The sequence below is a fragment of the Roseibium sp. 10G30-5 genome (assembly GCF_055809635.1).
Genome location: NZ_CM147918.1, coordinates 351455 through 367486, shown reverse-complemented (window position 1 = coordinate 367486; position 16032 = coordinate 351455). Strand labels below are relative to the sequence as shown.

Annotated in this window: 10 protein-coding genes and 4 pseudogenes; 7 read left to right on the top strand and 7 right to left on the bottom strand. The window is 55.9% G+C overall.

Going from position 1 to position 16032, the window contains the following annotated elements:
* Positions 1–428 precede the first annotated feature (428 nt).
* The 5 genes and pseudogenes from AC0L7U_RS01900 to AC0L7U_RS01880 all read left to right on the top strand — a co-directional run bounded on the left by AC0L7U_RS01900 (position 429) and on the right by AC0L7U_RS01880 (position 4752).
* Positions 429–1091 carry a TetR family transcriptional regulator C-terminal domain-containing protein gene (locus tag AC0L7U_RS01900; protein WP_473693373.1) on the top strand — a complete coding sequence of 221 codons (663 nt, stop codon included), beginning with the start codon at positions 429–431 and terminating at the stop codon, positions 1089–1091.
* Positions 1088–1672 carry an alternative ribosome rescue aminoacyl-tRNA hydrolase ArfB gene (gene arfB / locus AC0L7U_RS01895; RefSeq protein ID WP_473693371.1) on the top strand — a complete coding sequence of 195 codons (585 nt, stop codon included), beginning with the start codon at positions 1088–1090 and terminating at the stop codon, positions 1670–1672. The genes AC0L7U_RS01900 and arfB overlap by 4 nt, the downstream gene beginning before the upstream one ends.
* Positions 1651–2997 carry an amidohydrolase gene (locus AC0L7U_RS01890; protein WP_473693369.1) on the top strand — a complete coding sequence of 449 codons (1347 nt, stop codon included), beginning with the start codon at positions 1651–1653 and terminating at the stop codon, positions 2995–2997. Before arfB ends, AC0L7U_RS01890 begins: the two co-directional genes overlap by 22 nt.
* Positions 2900–3322 (top strand): amidohydrolase family protein, encoded by a 423-nt coding sequence (locus AC0L7U_RS01885; protein ID WP_473693367.1) that lies wholly within the window; start codon positions 2900–2902, stop codon positions 3320–3322. Before AC0L7U_RS01890 ends, AC0L7U_RS01885 begins: the two co-directional genes overlap by 98 nt.
* A 142-nt stretch (positions 3323–3464) precedes the next feature.
* Positions 3465–4752, top strand: a pseudogene (locus tag AC0L7U_RS01880) (NAD(P)/FAD-dependent oxidoreductase).
* A gap of 8 nt (positions 4753–4760) precedes the next feature.
* Here the strand turns inward: AC0L7U_RS01880 and AC0L7U_RS01875 are convergent.
* The gene (locus tag AC0L7U_RS01875) at positions 4761–6191 is read right to left on the bottom strand and encodes a nicotinate phosphoribosyltransferase (RefSeq protein ID WP_473693365.1); all 1431 of its coding nucleotides are present in this window, start codon (positions 6189–6191) and stop codon (positions 4761–4763) included.
* 1339 nt (positions 6192–7530) lie between these two features.
* Here AC0L7U_RS01875 and AC0L7U_RS01870 point away from each other — a divergent pair.
* Entirely contained in the window at positions 7531–8253 is a 723-nt protein-coding gene (locus AC0L7U_RS01870; RefSeq protein WP_473693363.1) for a hypothetical protein, read from the top strand.
* Between the two features lie 42 nt (positions 8254–8295).
* Here AC0L7U_RS01870 and AC0L7U_RS01865 read toward each other — a convergent pair whose 3' ends face one another.
* The 3 genes from AC0L7U_RS01865 to AC0L7U_RS01855 form a co-directional block, all read right to left on the bottom strand.
* A complete protein-coding gene (locus AC0L7U_RS01865; protein ID WP_473693361.1) occupies positions 8296–8859 on the bottom strand; it encodes a regulatory protein RecX in 564 nt (187 codons plus the stop codon).
* Positions 8860–8874: 15 nt separating this feature from the next.
* Positions 8875–10506 carry a DHA2 family efflux MFS transporter permease subunit gene (locus AC0L7U_RS01860; protein WP_473693359.1) on the bottom strand — a complete coding sequence of 544 codons (1632 nt, stop codon included), beginning with the start codon at positions 10504–10506 and terminating at the stop codon, positions 8875–8877.
* 146 nt (positions 10507–10652) lie between these two features.
* A complete protein-coding gene (locus AC0L7U_RS01855; protein ID WP_473693357.1) occupies positions 10653–11810 on the bottom strand; it encodes an HlyD family secretion protein in 1158 nt (385 codons plus the stop codon).
* 250 nt (positions 11811–12060) lie between these two features.
* On the opposite strand from AC0L7U_RS01855, the gene AC0L7U_RS01850 reads away from it, so the two are divergent.
* On the top strand, positions 12061–12729 hold the full coding sequence (locus tag AC0L7U_RS01850; RefSeq protein WP_473693355.1) for a TetR/AcrR family transcriptional regulator: 669 nt from the start codon (positions 12061–12063) through the stop codon (positions 12727–12729).
* Positions 12730–12737: 8 nt separating this feature from the next.
* Here AC0L7U_RS01850 and AC0L7U_RS01845 read toward each other — a convergent pair.
* The 3 pseudogenes from AC0L7U_RS01845 to metG form a co-directional block, all read right to left on the bottom strand.
* A pseudogene (locus tag AC0L7U_RS01845) lies at positions 12738–13546 on the bottom strand (MBL fold metallo-hydrolase).
* Positions 13543–14368: pseudogene (locus tag AC0L7U_RS01840) on the bottom strand (TatD family hydrolase). The pseudogenes AC0L7U_RS01845 and AC0L7U_RS01840 overlap by 4 nt, the downstream one beginning before the upstream one ends.
* 66 nt (positions 14369–14434) lie before the next feature.
* Positions 14435–15992, bottom strand: a pseudogene (metG, locus tag AC0L7U_RS01835) (methionine--tRNA ligase).
* Positions 15993–16032: the final 40 nt, after the last annotated feature.

Genomic DNA, 16032 nt, shown 5'->3' with positions numbered 1-16032 from the left:
CGCCTTTGGACGTCTTGTGCAGCCGGCAGCGCCTCTGGTTGCCTTTATACGAACGGGTGTTTCTGCCTTGCACAATCCACTCGTTCGGCCCGTTTTACCCACGGTTACAGGCGCGCTCATGACTTTCCTTTTGGTCACTGGAGTAGAGACAAGGGGAAGGCCTTGGGTGCACTGGTAAAACCGGGCAATTCGATCTTTTGACGGTATGAATACTTGACCGGCTGGTCAAGATGATAATTCCATCGGCATGATGAATTTTGTAGCACAAATTGTCATTGCAGTTCGCCGGGGGCTTGGCATTGTTGCCGGGAAACCAACACTTTGCGCTAGCCTCGGGAGGCGGACACACACAATGGACGACGAAACCTCGACGGTCAGTCGAATCCAGAGCCAAGAACCGCGCAAAAATCATCAAGGCAGCGCTCAAGGTGTTTTCCGCGCAAGGCTATGCGGGCAGCACCCTCGACATGATTGCCAAGAGCTGCGGCATGTCAAAGTCTAACATGCTGTATTATTTTGCCAGCAAACCCGTGCTCTATGAGGCGGTCGTCTCACATATTCTGGATGAATGGCTGGCGCCCTTGCGCCGCATGAGCGACGAATCCGATCCACGCTCAGAACTTGTTGGATATATAAAGGAAAAGCTGAGGCTTTCGACGGAAGAACCTGAAGCGTCACGCCTTTTTGCCAGCGAGGTGATCCACGGTGCGCCCCATGCTTCTGCCTTGCTGAAAAAGGATCTGAGGCAACTGGTCGAGGACAAGGCAAAGGTCATACGCACATGGATCGAGCGCGGTCAGATTGCGCCGATCGACCCGGTGCATCTGATCTTTTCCATATGGGCGATGACGCAGCATTATGCTGATTTCGAGCCACAGGTGAAGGCGGTGACAGGAAAGACCTTGCGGTCGCAGAGTTTCCGCCAGGGCGCAGAAGAGACAATCTGTCAGTTGATCCTGTCGGGCGTCGGTCTGAATACGCCCTCACTGGACGCGGCCCCGCAAGTTATGGCAAAGCCTGAGGCTGACAAGGAGGCGGAGGCGCAGAACGAGACTGCGACATCAGACCTACAGATATCAGGAGTTTCATGACCCGCGAAGTTGATTCAAAGCCGGTGCTGGAGCGCGACAAGGAGGCACCGGTCTCCCGCCGTATTCAGGTGCGCAATGGCATCTTCATCTCCAGCGACGATCTGCGCGAAGATTTCATCCGTGCGTCCGGTCCAGGCGGCCAGAACGTCAACAAGGTGTCGACGGCCGTTCAATTGCGCTTCGACATGGGGGGCAACTCAACCTTGCCCGGTGACGTCAAGAACCGTGCGCGCACTCTGGCAGGCAGCCGATTGACGCGCGGTGGCGAGATCATCATTCAGGCCGACAGATTTCGCACACGCGAGCGCAATCGGGAGGACGCGTTACAACGCCTTGTTGATCTGCTGGACAAAGCCTGCGAGCGCCCCAAGGCGCGGAAAGCAACACGCCCGACGCTTGGCTCCAAAAAACGCCGGCTGGAGACCAAAAAAAGCGTGGCGCGATCAAGAAAATGCGCGGACGCGGTGGCCCGATGGACTGATCTCCGCATGGACTTTTGTGTGACGCAATGCCAAGACAAGAGCCTGTTTTGTTTCGCTTTTGACTTTGCGGAGTTGTCATGTCGCACCCAGCCAACCTGATCATTCACAATGCGCGCATTCTAACGATGGACGAGAGCCGCCCAACTGCGCGCGCGCTTGCTCTGTCAGGCAATCGTATTCAGGCGCTTGGGGATACGGATGCCGAAATTCTGGCCCTCGCGGAGGCTGAAACCACACTCTTCGATGCGCAAGGGGCGACGGTGCTGCCCGGCTTCAACGAATCGCATATGCATATTTTCACAGGATCTCTGGCGCTGACGCAACTTGCTCTGCATAATGTCGTCGGCTTGGAGCGTCTTGGCAGTCTCATTCGCACGTATGCTGCGGCGCACCCTGATTTGCCGCTGGTCGTCGGGCAGGGGGCAGATTACTCCATCCTTGAGGGCGAGGCGGTAACACGGCATCATCTTGATGCGATCCTCCCGGATCGGCCGTTCCTGATGGTGGCACCCGACTATCACACAGCCTGGGCCAACACCAAGGCGCTTGAAGCGGCTGGCATTCTGCACGGCCGTAACCTCACCATCGGCAATGAAATCGTCATGGGGGCTGATGGTCTGGCAACTGGAGAGTTGCGTGAAAACGAGGCCATGGGACCGGTACAGCGGCTTGGCATCAGTGGCGGGCGCGAACGCTATGGCATGGCGTTTGGCTCTGACCCGGAAAATGTCAGCGCACAGGCGCGGGCAGGCGATGTCGATCTGATCCGCAAAGGGCTGAACTATTGCGCCTCCATGGGGATCACCTCGTTCCAGAATATGGATGGCAATCTCTATCAACTGAAGATCCTGCAGGACATTGAAGACAGCGGCGGGCTGCCTTTGCGCGCTCGTGTGCCCTATCATATGAAGAATTTCATGCCGATCAGCGATCTGGAAGAGAAGGCTGCGCAGTGGCGCGAGGCATTCAATTCAGACCGACTGCGCTGCGATTTCGTCAAGATGTTTGCCGATGGGGTATGCGAAACCGGCACGGCCAACTTTGTTGGCGGATACGGCGATGCTCCCGACCAGAACGGCGACTTGTTGTTTTCACCGGACGTCTTCAATGCCATCGCAACGGAAGCCGATCGTCTGGGTCTGCAGATCGCGGTCCATGCAATTGGCGATGGCGCGGTCCGCGAAGTGCTGGATGGCTATGAAGCCGCGCGCAAGGCCAATGGTGAACGCGACAGTCGCCACCGCGTCGAGCATATTGAAGTGGTTCACCCGGACGATATTCCACGCTTCGGCACGCTTGGGGTCATGGCGTCCATGCAGCCAACGCATGTCGCCAGGCAGCAAGACCTTTCCGCAAGAGCCGTATCTGACGCAGATTGGCGAAGCTCGCTGGCCTTATGCCTTTGCCACCGGGATGCTGCATGAGGCCGGGGCCAAGGTAGTCTATGGCACCGACTGGCCCGTGACGGGCATTGATCCCCTGGACTGCATTGAACATGCCATGACACGTCAGCCGTGGCGCGAGGGATTGCCCGACCAGCGTCTCAGCCTCATGCAGACGCTTTCGGCCTATACGCTTGGCGGCGCTTATGCCGAGTTCATGGAAGATCGCAAAGGTATGCTCAAGCCTGGCTATCTGGCGGATGTCGTGATGCTTGACGGTGATATCGAAGCTGCGCCACCTGAGGCGATCGGCAGCCTTAATGTGGTGCTGACGATCTGTGATGGCAATATCACCTACGCAGCTTGATGGGGTGTCTTGCTGAGCCCTTGCAGGCGCGTGCGTTGCTTTACATTCTGGTGACGGCTGCCCCATAGTATCGGAACGAGATGGGAGAGGAGTGGTTTTCAAGATATCTGGACGTTGGATATAAGGCAGGAGAGGGACAGACATGACCCACGATACGCCCGCAGTTGCGGACAAACGGCACCTCGTCATCATCGGCGCAGGCTTCGGAGGGCTGCAACTAGCGCATGATCTCAAACATTCAGACGTGCATATCACCCTGATCGACAAGCGAAATCATCATCTGTTTCAGCCGCTCCTGTATCAGGTCGCCACATCCATTTTGCCGACCTCGGAAATTGCCTTAGCCCATTCGTCATCTGTTCGAAAAACGCGACGATGTCACAACGCTGATGGCCAGTGTCACAGGCGTAGACCGACACGCGCAAACCGTTTCCCTGCAAAGCGGTCAGACGGTGAATTACGACACGCTTGTCATTGCCACCGGTGCGACCCATGCCTACTTTGGCCACGATGATTGGGAGCCGTTTGCGCCGGGTCTCAAGACATTGGAGGATGCCACCCGCATCCGTCGACGCATTCTGAGGGCCTTTGAAAAAGCCGAACTGGAGGAAGATCCACGCCGCAGGCAGGCCTTATTGACGTTTGCCGTGATTGGCGCTGGCCCAACGGGTGTGGAGTTGGCCGGGATCATCGCCGAACTTGCCTACAAGACGTTGCGGGGTGAGTTTCGAAATATCGATACGCGGGATGCGCGCGTCTACCTCATCGAGGCGGGGCCCAAGGTTCTGTCTGCCTTTCCCGACGATTTGTCGCAATATGCGGAGCGAGCGCTGGCGTCACTCGGCGTGACGGTGATGACGGGTGAGGCGGTGACGGATTGTGGTCCTGAGGGCGTGACCGTTGGCGAACGTCTGATCGCTTGCAAGACCATTCTATGGGGGGCGGGTGTTGCAGCGTCACCGGCGGCCAAGTGGCTGGATGTGGACGCCGACCGTGCCGGGCGCGTTGCCGTTCGGGCTGACTTGCGCTTGCATGACGATGAGCACATCTATGTCATTGGCGACACGGCCTCCGTCAAGCAAGATGATGGCAAACCCGTGCCCGGTGTCGCTCCGGCTGCAAAACAACAAGGCGCTTATCTCGCCAAGCGGTTGCATGCAAAATTCAGCGGCAGGCCATGGGGCGAGGGCTTCCGATATAAGAACCAGGGCAATCTGGCGACCATCGGTCGGCGTGCTGCCGTGGCTGATTTCGGCAAGATCCGTCTGAAAGGTACGCTGGCCTGGTGGGTGTGGGGCATCGCCCACATCTATTTTCTTATCGGCAATCGCTCGCGGGTCGCCGTGGCATGGAGCTGGTTATTTTCCTATCTTTGGGGCCACAAGAGTTCGCGCCTGATCACCCAGACCGATCCGGGCGAGGAAACCTGAACCTGGCCTTAGGCGCCGATCATGCCGACGCGCGCCCGGATCTCTTCAAAGCCTTGCAGCCGGGTGATCTCGCCGTTGAGAAACACGGTTTGCATCAGATCCTGGCCATCCGGGATGTCAGTCATGGGCAGAACGCCAATCCCCGAAAGGTTGTCTTGAACAACACCCATGCGGCCTTTCTTCGACTTTTTCGCGTGTCCTGTTGCTGGATCCTTGTAGACATCACGCCACGTCCCATTGACCTGGATGGCCGAGGTTTTCATCGAATAGCTGAACGTGTCGCGGTCAACTTTCTGCAAGAGACCGGCTCCCATGCCAAAGGCGATGTTGCCGATAGCCTGACCGCGTTTCATCATGGCATCCATCACCTTGGTGATCGAGAAGCGGTCGATACCATCGCCTTGGATAACGCGCACCTGATCGGGCAACAAACGGTACCCCGACGGGGTGGTTGAAGAGCCGAACCGCTCGATCAAGGCATCAATCACATCCGGCACAATCTGGCAGGGGTTGCCACTGTCGGGCCGCACCACCAATGTGCCATCGCGCGCCAGAATATCCTTACGCAAGGCGTCGCCCCAAAACTCTCGAACCGCCTTCATCAGATCATAACTATCTGATACACAAGCAATAATTCCAGTAGGATTGCCCTTCAGAAAGGCGCGCATGAAGTCCAGTTCACCCGCACGTCCATAGGCCGTCACCGTGCTGTGTTCAGTCGCGGGAATGGAATAGGCCGCCACATCTGCACCGTAATAGTTGCGGGCATAAAGAAGCGCTGGCACCGTATCTGTGCCGAGACTGTTGAGGAGATGAGCGGCGCCGCCACGGCCAGCGCTTTCATGACTGCTCGCACCGCGTGCACCAAAGTCATGTAACTTGAAATCGGCACCTGCGGTTGTGCCATCTGTGACCAGAAGCCGTTTGCGAATTTCGCCGACGATGTGGTTGGACACAGACGCCACCGTTGAGGGATACCAGACGGCGCGCAATAACCGTGCTTCCAGTAATCCCGGCAAGGCCCAACATTTATCGTCTGTGTTGACAATGCGAACCTGTGGCACGGACACTGGCGTTCTTGTGCCTTCAGGAAGCGCATCTATGCGCAGCGGCAAGCGTCCGCCATGAACCTCAATAATATGACGGAACATGTCGTCATATAATGTCAGCCCATGTCTCTGTATGAGAGGTTTTGCTTCCTCCAGCATATCGCGGGTAACAACGGCACCGGCAAGCTTTGCCAGTTCCATCTGAAGACCGAAGAAAAGCACGTCTGTCAGCGGTGCTTCTGCGGCACGTGGCTCGATATAGGCAAAGACACGCTGTGTGCCAACCGGGTATTGCGCCGGATGGCTGTATTTGTAGCTGTCCGTATCAAGCAGGAAGTTGTCGGACCGCAATGCATTGGCGAAAAGAGCGGTTGGCTGGGCTGTCACCATATCTGGCAGTCCTTGGCGTGTCACATGGGTGGAAGTGAAGCGGTTCGTTTGGCCGTGAAGGCTTTGGCGAAAACGGCTGTGGGATTCTGATGTGATCCGCATCAGGTGTTGCTTGTCATCTGACTTAATGTTCAAGCCAACAGGCGTCAATAGATGCCAATGGTCTGTTGCTCTCGGGTCTCATGCCAAGACGCTGTCCGATGCGTGCAACGGCCTTTGCCGGACAGGGAAGCTCAAAGGGGTTAGTTCGTGCCGTCATTTATAGGCCAAAGCCAACGCCGATTTGTAACTTCTAATGTAAACGCAACAGCCGCCCCAAGGCCCAATGATCAGTCCCCGATCCGACCGGCTGGGTCAGGGTTGCAAAGCCCGAAAGGGGGCGGGTGTGAAGCACCCCTTCGGCTTTAGCTTTGAAACGATATTTAGATTAGCCAGACAAGAAGCCGATAGACATGCCGCCTGGACATGTTCATCAGATTGGCCGCCGTCGTGACGCTGAGATGCCCATCTTCGACCTGTGCTCAGGATCTCGACCCGCTTCAAATCACGCTCGCTCATCAATACCCATCCCATGCCTCAACCCCCGACTATTTAAAGAACGCGGGAAGCGTGACAGTTTTGAATTGCATATGTGAGACATTTTAGCACGGCGCTTACATCGTCAATACGCATAATGTAGATTATGGAACTTTATTGATTATCCTAAAATGAGTTGCAATTGGTGGCTTAAACAGTCAGTGCCGATCACAGATGGACATAAGTATGGGATGCCTGCTGCCACAACTGCGCCGCTTCAGGCCTATGCAGCTTCAGGTAGATCAGATTGATCTGATCTTATTGCGCGGCGTCTGCCAGATGATTGCGAATATCATTCGGGACCAACGATGAAGCCATCTGGCAACCAGATAAGGATCAAAGAGGCCGTCAAGCCTCATACGTCTTGTGCTATCCGCCTGCCATCCTTTCTGGATGCGCTCCGCATGGGAGCAATGATCTCACGACGGGCCGATGGTCTCATACCGTCTTGTGTAAGTGATTTGGGAAATGCAGACCTGTTTGATTCAGTATGCTGGATTTGCGGCAGGATTGCTGCGATGCAATGCCCATACCGACGTGAATTGCATTGCAAATCGCAAAAAGTTCCGTTGTGGAGAAAATAAAATGACGCACTGGATTTCAAGTAATATCTCAGTGACTTGAGGTGACGTTTTGATCTTTCAATCAATGATCCTGGTGGGAATTCAGCTGTCTTGGAAAGGTCTACGCAGTCCTCATTATACACTCCATTAACTTTATTTGGTATCTATAACGCTCTGGCGACAATTCGAGGTCCCCGCACATGCGTCGAGCTCAAATGGTTGGTCCCGGAGTGGCCAAGCGTTCAAGACAGTCGGTCTGTTTGACCATAACAACACTGGTGGTGTCCGCAATGGGCGCGCTTTGCACATCTGCGAGTGCTTCTGCGGAGCCAAAATTTCTCGTTTGGCAATTCACTCAGCCCAGTACAAAGGCGTATTTTGCCAAACTTGGCGCCAAGATTGCCGCCCCGTTTTCACTCAGTTTCGGTTCGGATTTCAATCTTCCAGCCTCCATCAATGGGGCGGACGCGACGGATGCCGATCGCTCCTACCGGCCAACCGGCATCTTATGGACCACGCTTGCACTGACGGATCTTTGGCACTTTGGCCCCAAGGTCGCCAACGTCAATTTGACCTATGATCCGCAAAGCGATTACAGCAGCGTTCAGATGACTTGGGATCGCGGCCTCGATATTGACCACGTCCATCTGGGATTTGAGGATTTTTATTCTGTCGGTTCAACAGCGTTTGACCCGGACCAGACAAGCTGGTCGACCCGCAAGACACTGACCCTGAAAATCGCAGCAACGGGCACGGAACTGGGTGCGGACTTCATCCGCACACAGGACGCCGACAGTTGGGAGGCCAACCTCCATGCGACGCAGAAGCTCGGCAAATCACTGACCCTGACGGCCTCCGTCACTGATCTCGAGCAAGATGATCCGGCATCGACATTGGTGGCGCGGTTCGCCCGAAGCTGGTGAAACGGCTTTCATCAGGCGAACCGGCTCGTCCATTCGACACTGCTAACCGATAAAATCCAGATCCTCATCGCTGATAATCATGTCGATAGTCTTGCGGGCGACGTCGAAAGAAAACCCGGCACGGCACAAGGCGGCCGTGTCCTTGTCACGCATGTCCTCACGGTTGCCACGTGTGCGCCAAGGGCCGATGCGCCGGCGCTTGGCGGCCCGCAAGGCCGCATCAGCGTCGCTGACCTCGTCGTGCTCAAAGGCCTGGTCAATCTGTTCGCCCGTCAGCCCCTTGGACTTGAGCTTGGCCTCGATGAAGCGTTTTGAACGCCCGCGGCGACGTTGGCCCGCAACCTTGCTTTCGGCATAAGCACGGTCATTGACCAGACCTGTTTCGATGCACTTGGCGACCGTTTCGTCGATCAGGTCGGAAAACTCGGACGGGTCTTTTTGGTGAAATTGCGCCGCCCGCATAACCTTGCGCGTCAGAACCTGATGCAGGTTGCCGGAAGATGACGAGTAGCGCTCCAGATAGTAAAGCGCCTGTCGCATCAGGCGTTCAGGCGTCGGTAATTTATAGGTTCGCTGTCTGGTCGGCGGTCGAGTGCTGTCGGCCATAGTGTCCGGGTCGTCTCAAGCTTGCATTCGGTGTTCCGGATCCGTCACGAGGACGTAAATCACAGGCGAGGTGGGGGCGTCAGTGCCCCCTCCTCCTCCCGCCGGAGCGCGTGGTTTTTCAACGAAGAAGAGCACCACAGTAAGCACAACGAACAGGCACGTCAAAATGAAGAAGATGTCTGCAAATGCCATCACATAGGATTCCCGGTGCACCATATTGGTGATCTGGCTCAAGGCCGCCATATCGGCCATGCGGCCCATAGAGGCAAATGCCTGCGTCATCGTCTGCATTCCTTCACGCACTGCATCTCGTGACATGTTCACGGTGCTGGCAATGCGCGAATAGTGAAAATCCTCGCGACTGGTCATGATCGTGCCGATCAGCGCCAGACCGACCGCACCGCCAAGGTTTCGTGTCAGATTGAACAAGCCGCTGGCATTCTTGATCATATGTGGCGGCAACGCCCCAAGCGCGATGTTGTTGATGGGCACCATGCAGATCATCAGCGAGCAGCCACGGAAGATTTGTGGCACGAACAACTCCCAGAAATCCCACTCATGCGTAATGCCGGTGATCATGTAGGTGCTGATGGCGAAACCGCCCAGACCAATGCCCATCATCACGCGTGGATCCAGCAGGTTCATCATGCGACCGGCAATCGGCGCTGTCAGGAACATGGCGGCGCCGGATACGAACATCGTCTCTCCGACCTGAAGCGAGGTATAACCGCGGATGTTGGCCAGAAACAACGGGTAGAGATAGGTCAATCCGTACAGCCCAATGCCGACGGTGAAACTGAACACGCACCCGGTTGAGAAATTTCGATTGGAGAAGGCTTTGAGATCAACGACAGGATCCTTGGCCGTCAGCGCGCGCCAGAAAAAGATCAGCGCCCCGACGATCATGAGAATAGCGAAGATCAAGATCTTTTCGCTGTTGAACCAATCATCCTTGTTGCCTTCTTCAAGTACAAATTCCATTGAACCAAGGAAGGTTGCCATCGCGATGAAGCCTGTCCAGTCAAAGCGGTTCAGCAGCGACCAGTCCGGCTCATCGAAGTCAATGAACAACACCGACGTGATGGTGACGAAAATACCCGGAACAACGTTGATGATGAAAAGCCAGTGCCAGGAGCCCCATTCGGTCAGATAGCCGCCAAGCGTTGGTCCGATGGTGGGAGCCAGCGTGGCGACAAGGCCAATCAGCGGCGACACGAGACTTTGTTTTTCACGCGGAAAAATGATGAAGGCAGAGGCAAAAACGGTCGGAATCATGCCGCCGCCGATGAACCCCTGCAAGGCGCGCCAGACGATCATTTCCTCAAGGCTGTTGGAGCTGGCGCACATCAGGCTCATCAGGGTGAAACCCGCGGCCGAAAAGGTGAACATCCACTTGGTCGACAGCATCCGCGACAGATAACCTGACAGCGGAATCATGATGACCTCAGCGATCAGATAAGCCGTCTGAACCCATGCGATGTCATCGGCAGACGCACTCAAGCCCGCCTGGATCTGTGTCAGGGATGCCGACACAATCTGAATATCCAGAATGGCCATGAACATGCCGAAGACCATGCACATGAAGGCAAACAGTCGGCGTCCGTCCAGTTGGTTCGCACTCTGGTTTGCAGCTTTCGGTGCCGCCATGTGATTTCCATCAGGTTTGAGAAAGACCAAGGCGACATCGACCCTGTCAGATGCCTGCCCACCTCTTGAAAGGGGACGGATGGGCAGCCCCGAAGAAGGCTGAAGCCGCCCACCCTTTTTCCAATTATCCGCCTGGACCGGTTTGCTCAGTTGGTTGCCGTGTCTGTCTCACCAGCGTTTTCAGCCGTATTCGTAACGCCGGCCTTCGTATTGCCTGTGCGAATGTCAACGTTGACGACCACCGACATACCTGCACGCAAGGGATGGGTTGCAGCGTCACGCTCGTCGACTTTGATGCGCACGGGAACGCGTTGCACTACCTTGGTGAAATTGCCGGTCGCGTTCTGAGCCGGAAGCATGCTGAACACCGACCCTGTCGCAGGTGAAATGCTGACGACGCGACCGTTGAGGTCCTGTTCGGGATAAGCATCGACCGTGATTTTTACATGGGCACCGACCTTCATCTGGTCGAGCTGCGTTTCCTTGAAGTTGGCGTCAATACGTGCCGTCTTCAAAGGCACGATTGAGCCGATGCGACTGCCGCCCTGCAAAAAACTACCGACTTGAACGGCACGATTGCCGAAAAAGCCATCGACAGGTGCTCGGATAACCGTGAACTTCAGGTCGCGCTGCGCCTTCTCGATGCTGGTGTTGGCCGCCTGCACTGCGCTTTCGGCTTCCTTTTTCTCGCCTTGAAGAACGGCAACCTGAGCCTTGGCAGACGCAACAGAGGCTTTTGCCTTGTCGACCATGGCTTCCGCACGCAGTTTTGAGGTGCGGGCCGTATCAAACTGCGCCTTGCTGGAGACCTGACGCTTCACAAGACTGTCCTGTCGGTTGAAGGTCAACTTTGCATCTTCAAGGGCTGCCTGGCTTTCGCGCAGGCTGGCTTCAGCCTCTGTCACGGCTGTGCGTTGTGCCGTCACCTGGTCGCCGATACGGTCAACCGTCGCCTTCTCGGATACAAGCTTGTCCTGCGCTTGCTGCAAGGCCAGCTTGTAGTCGCCCGGCTCGATCTTCGCTAACACGTCACCCTGCTTGACAGCCTCATTGTCGTTCTTCTCGACGCTGGCCACATAACCGGAGACTTTAGACAGGACAGTGGTGATGTCTGTCGAGACATAGGCATCATCGGTGCTCTCGATGAAGCGCCCATGTGTCCAATAGCGATAGCCTTCGTACCCACCAGCAACCAGTGCCACCAGCACGATCACGATCATCACTCGCCGCGCTCGGTTGGGTTTCTTCTTGGCTGGCTCCGGAGTGGCGGATGGGGCGCTCGAGGTTTCATTCTCACTGCTCAAGGCGTCGTACCCTTGCTTTGAATCTGGAATTAAAATGGAACCTGATCTCGAAATGAGCATTGACTAAACGGTTCGGTCAGCGGTCTATATAGGCAAGCGCGAGGCTGGGGCAAGTCACGAAAGGTCTTTTTATCGGGGGCTATTTGTTTTTCTGCGCCAAGATGCTTTTTGAGCAACAAGAACCATGCTCAAACAGATCAGACGTAGGCCACCCCGGATAAACCGGATCTGGAAGCTAAGAAAGCTGGCGATGAAGAAGAAAGCCGAAGAAGAGACGGCGGCCTCCTCCAGGGATCAGGCCGGGACGTCTGAAACGGGCGCAGAAAACGCAAAACGCAACCAGATCTTGTCTGGCGCCAAGCAGGCTTTTCTTGCCTCTGGTTATGATGGCACATCCATGGATATGGTTGCCAAGCAGGCAGGCGTTTCCAAGGGCACGCTCTACGTCTATTTCAACAACAAGAAAGACCTGTTTGAAGCGCTGATCTTTCAGCAACGCAAAGGCCAGGGTGAAAGCACTCTCTTGTGTGGGCTGGTTGAATATGGTGACTTGCGTGAAACACTGACCACGCTTGGCAAGTCGTACGTCAACCTGATGTTGCGTCCCGAAAAACTGTCCACGTTGCGCGTTGTGATCGGCGCATCGGAGCAGTTTCCAGAGTTTGGAACGCTTTTGTATGAGGCAGGCCCAAAGGCTGGATCAAGACGCCTGATGGACGTGTTCCAGCATTATATTGATCAGGGTGAGCTCGCCTGCCCCGACTTGGAACGCGCGGCGTTCCAGTTCATGGACTTGTGTGTGGCCGGTATCCTGCGGCGCGCCTTGCTGAAGCGCGAGATCGAGCAGGATCCGAGCGAGATTGAGGCGCATGTGACCTCTGCCGTCAATCTGTTTCTGGCGGGCTATGGCCGCCGTTGATCGGGTGATCAGTCGATTAACCGTTCCAGCGTCAGCCCGTCAAAAGCCGCGATGGTTGTGTCCGGAGTTGCCGTTTCAACGGTCTGATAATCCAGATCATTATGCATGTTCGTCAGCACACCAAGCTTTGGCGACAGACGATCAAACCAGTCCAGCGTTGTCTGCAGATTGAAATGGCTTGGGTGCTCGCGGTGGCGCAAGGCATCCAGAATCCAGACATCCAGCCCTTCGAAGGCATTCACCTTATCGTTCGGGATCTCTGACACATCCGGCAAGTAGGCAATGTCGTTGAAGCGGAATGCCAGCGCCATGATGTCGCCGTGAACCACCTCAATCGGATCAAAGGTAATCGGGCCCCCTGCTCCATCAATGACAAAGCGCTGCCCCGCAACGATTTCCCGTCGCTCAAGGATTGGCGGATAACTGGAGCCCTCTGGTGTGTTGAAACAATATCCGAAAGCAAGTTGCGCCCGTTCGTGGGTCGCCTTGTCCATATAGACAGGAATCCGCTTGTGATTGCGGATGGAAATCATCCGCAGATCATCCAGCCCGTGTAGATGGTCGGCATGGGCATGGGTGTAGAGAACCGCATCCAGATCTTCAACCTGCGCATCCAGAAGCTGCTCTCGCATATCGCAACCGGTATCGATCAGCACCGTTGTCACGCCTGCATCGCCCTCCCGGCGCAGCAGAATGGAACAACGGCGACGGCGATTTCGTGGATCACTCGGATCACACGCCCCCAGTCGTTGCCAACGCGTGGCACGCCACCAGACGATCCGCAACCCAGGATGCGAAGGCTCAGACGATCACTCATGACGCTGCACTGTTCCCGGAATAAGCGTCTTTATGAAAAGACTTTGGCACCTTCGAAAACAATCGGAAGAAGTTCTCCGTTGTCTGAGCTGAAATCTCCTCCAGCGATACGTCGCGCGTCTCCGCGAGAACCTGCGCCGTCATGGCGGTATAGGCAGGTTCATTGCGCTTGCCGCGGCGCGGCTGCGGTGCCAGATAGGGCGCGTCAGTTTCGACCAACAGTCTGTCGGCTGGCAGTTCTCGCGCAATATCCCGGATTTCCGTCGATTTCTTGAAGGTCAGGATTCCGGAAAACGACACATACAGCCCCAGATCAATGGCCTTGAGGGCCAGGTTCCTACCCGACGAAAAGCAATGAAGCAAAGCGGGATATTCGCCTTTCTTCATCTCATCTTCGAGGATTTCAGCCATATCTTCGTCGGCAGATCGCGAATGAATGACCAGCGGCAGCCCCGTTTGACGTGCCACCTCGATATGGGTGCGCAGACCTTCCTGTTGGGCATCGCGGGGCGACCGGTCATAGAAATAATCCAGCCCCGCCTCGCCGATAGCCACAACCTTGGGGTCGTGGGTCAGCGCGATGATGTCGTCTGCAGGAATGCCGCGCTCTTCGTCTTCTCCAGCGCTCAACGGATGGGTGCCGACCGAGCAAAAGACATTCTCATAGGTCTTGGCGACGGCCATGGACCTGGCCGAACTTGCGCACCCGCGTACAGATGGTGACCATCAGATCGACCCCAGCCTGACGGGCACGCTCGATGAGCTCGTCGCGCTCTCCGTCAAAATCGGGGAAATCAAGATGGCAGTGGCTGTCAACAATCATGGGTCTTGTCAGGCTCCGGGGGAACAGTGTGGCAGGTCGGTCCTGAGGATATAGGATCGAAAGTGACTATTCGCCAGCCGCTTCCGCTTCGACATATCGCGGAAAGGCCGGTTGCGGCTTGGCGATGGCTGTACCGGCCACCAGGCTGGCCAGCCTCACCCAGCTTCGCAAAGACACGATCAACTTCCGCAACACTCAGATTTTCGAGCAGTTTGGCGGCTGCCGTCGGCGTGACAGACTGAGCCAGAATGGCGATCTGACGAATGACTTCCGCCGTCACATAGAGCACAGTGGCCATGCGCGCCGGGTCGGTCTTCTTCAACGCCCAAGGCTCTTGCGCGGCAAAATACCGGTTCGCCTCGCCGACACAGTCCCAGATGCATGACAGCGCCTGGTGGATCTGCTGCGTTGCCATGGCTTTGCGGCAGATCGCCAGCATGGCGTCGGCCTTGCCGATAATGGCTTGATCCGCCTCAGACAAGTCGCCCGGCGTTGGCAACTGGTTTTCGCAATTCTTGGCAATCATCGACAAGGATCGTTGCGCCAGATTGCCAAGATCATTGGCAAGGTCGGCATTGATGCGATTGACAATGGCTTCATGACTGTAATTGCCATCATTGCCAAAGGGAACTTCACGCAGGAAGAAATAGCGGGTCTGATCCAGACCATATTTTTCGATCAGTTCCAACGGGTCGATGACGTTGCCGAGCGATTTCGACATCTTCTCACCCTTGTTGAACAAGAAGCCATGTGCATACACGCGCTTGGGCAATGCAATGCCAGCCGACATCAGGAACGCGGGCCAATAGACGGCATGAAAGCGGATAATATCCTTGCCGATGATATGCGCATCTGCCGGCCAGAACTTCCACAGGTCGCTGGTCTCATCAGGAAAACCAACGCCAGTCAGATAGTTTGTCAGGGCGTCGACCCAAACATACATGACGTGTTTTTCGTCGCCCGGAACCGGCACACCCCAATCGAATGTGGTGCGCGAAATCGACAGGTCACGCAACCCACCCTTGACGAAGCTCATCACTTCATTGCGCCGCTCGTTCGGACCGATGAAATCTGGCTGGCCTTCATAGAGCGCCATCAGCTTGTCCTGATACTGCGACAGCTTGAAGAAGTAGCTTTCTTCTTCAACCCATTCTACCGGAGTGCCCTGTGGACCGTAGCGCACATTGTCGGCGCGCACTTCCGTTTCGCCTTCCTGATAGTAAGCCTCGTCGCGCACGGAATACCAACCGGAATAGCTGTCCTTGTAGATATCGCCGTTTGCGGCCATGCGCCGCCAGATCTCCTAGCTCGCCTTGTGGTGGCGTTCCTGACTGGTGCGAATGAAATCATCATTTGTGCAGCCAAGCGCCTCGACCATGTTTTGAAACCGATCGGAATTCTGGTCGGCCAGTTCTGCAGTGGTAATGCCGAGCTTCTGCGCTGTTTGCAGCATCTTCTGGCCATGCACATCCGTGCCGGTCAGGAAATAGGTGTCCTTGCCATCAAGACGCTGAAACCGTGCCATGGTGTCGGTCGCAATCGCCTCATAGGCATGGCCAATGTGCGGCGCCCCGTTGGGATAGGAAATTGCAGTGGTGATGTAATAGGTCTGTTTGTCGCTCATGACGGTCTTGATCGGCTTTCAAGCTGAAAAGCAGGAATGG